Source organism: Candidatus Finniella inopinata, assembly GCF_004210305.1.
GTDB lineage: Bacteria > Pseudomonadota > Alphaproteobacteria > Paracaedibacterales > CAIULA01 > Finniella > Finniella inopinata_A.
This window is the reverse complement of record NZ_SCFB01000027.1, coordinates 1-1,933: the sequence shown is the minus strand read 5'-3', so window position 1 is coordinate 1,933 and position 1,933 is coordinate 1. Positions and strand designations below refer to the sequence as shown.

The window sequence follows — 1,933 nt, the reverse complement described above, 5'->3', positions numbered from 1 at the left end:
TCACATACATGCACTCAACCGTTTATGTTTCATTATGTTTCATTAATTTTACTTATTTTTCTTTATTTTTTTCGTGTACGCTACGGAAAATCCCACGCTATTCCCACATTGCAAAAACGGAAGAACGGACCGGTCCGTTTCCGTATGTCCGTATGTCCGTTCTTGCAATACACTCCAACACTTTTCCAAAAAAGCAGCGAAATCTTTCCGTTCCGCTTGATCCGCGCCGAGACAGAGCGTGATGGGAAAATTCCACGAACTTGCAATCCCACATAGACTTGTTTCTTGATGACATGGATTGAATCAAGCGTAAACTAATAAACGTGATAGAACTCGGAAAAAAATGATCATAGCGCTATAGCCTAGATGCATAGCTATGTAGCTGTATAGGCATCTAGGAAACGTTTCAAGAACGTGTTTAGCTATAACATTTGAGAACTGTTCTTTGAAGCATATGGTATAAAGTATTTAATTTCGAAAAATGATTTTCTTTTACGTTCGCAAAAGAAAAATAAAATGGAAACTAAACAATGCTCGACTTGTAAGAGAGAGAAGACAATGGATCAGTTTAAGACTAAGAGAGATGGTTCATTGACTAAAGGCTGTCTTGCCTGTCGGAATAAACAAAGAATGTATAGAAAACAGGATGCTAGCAAGATTAAGGAAGAAGAGACACATGAAATAATAGGAGAGATTATTGTGATTGAAGAAGAGGAAGAAAAGGTTGGAGAGATTATCGTGTCAGATCGAAGAAGAGGATTTGAATGAAGTAATAGGAGATATCATTATTATATATTGAAGAAGAAGAGGAGTAAGATGAAGTGATAGAAGAACGCATAGCGTTCGACCCGTTATGAGAGATCATTATTATTGAAGAAGAGAATAAGAAATGGTCAAAATGTAAGAAAGAGAAGACTCTCAGTCAGTTCAGAATGAAGAAAGATGGTAATATAAGTTTAACATGCATTGAATGTTTGGAGTATAGTACAAAACTAAAAAATGATAGTAAATGTGATCATGGAAGGCAAAAATCTAGATGTAAAGATTGCAAAGGGGTAGGGATATGTGAACATGAAAGACGCAAGTCTGAATGTGCTTTGTGTGAAGGAGGAGCTAGATGGGAGCATAAAAATGTTAGATCTATTTGTGTACAATGTAAAGGAGGTGGGCCATGAACGCATTTGAAAGTAAGATCAAGATGAGCAGTCTGTGATCCTATATCACATCTTGCTGAAGTATGTAGATCAAGATTTTGTCGAGCTCTTAAATCCGCAGGGGTCGAAAAGAGGCAAAGGACAGATAAATATCTTGGTATTAGTTATGCTGAATATTGGATTTATCTAGAGAAACAGTTCAAGGATGGAATGACTCGTCAGAACCATGGCAAAGTATGGCATATAGATCATATAGAGCTTATCATGTATGATGATGGAACTGAGATAACAAAGGATGTTGTCATTAAGAGATTGCACTACCTAAATACGCAGCCTTTATTTGGAGCTGAGAATATGGCTAAAGGTAATAGATGGATTGGATAGGAGAAGCTTTGCTTCGACCCTACGGGAGAAGCGACGTTCACGAAGTAGCATCGACCCTACGGGGGACGCTTTGCATCGACCCTACGGGAGAAGCGACCTTCACGTAATAGTATCGACTATTCCATAGTCTCCGTTTTCAGAAGAGTCTAACTGTCCAGTATGTCGGCGGGAATTCTCCCAACTCTCAAACACTGCATGACCTAATGTTCGTGGATAGCGAACGTAGCGAGACTAACGAGCATAGCTAGACTAACGAGCATAGCGAGACTAACGAGCATAGCGATTCAATGAATGGGTCGTTTTTCAAATATATCATATTTGAAATCAAAAAGATATGCTCGTCTAGGTACTGACTCTCGTCTGATGAACCGATTATTGTTCCATCCTCATGTGAC

Annotated in this window: 1 protein-coding gene; it reads left to right on the top strand. The window is 38.6% G+C overall.

Annotation, left to right across the window (positions count from 1 at the left end; all coding sequences use genetic code 11):
- The first annotated feature begins 516 nt into the window (after positions 1–516).
- Positions 517–768, top strand: a complete 252-nt coding sequence (locus EQU50_RS08305; protein WP_130154656.1) for a hypothetical protein — start codon at positions 517–519, stop codon at positions 766–768.
- The last annotated feature ends 1,165 nt before the right edge of the window (positions 769–1,933 follow it).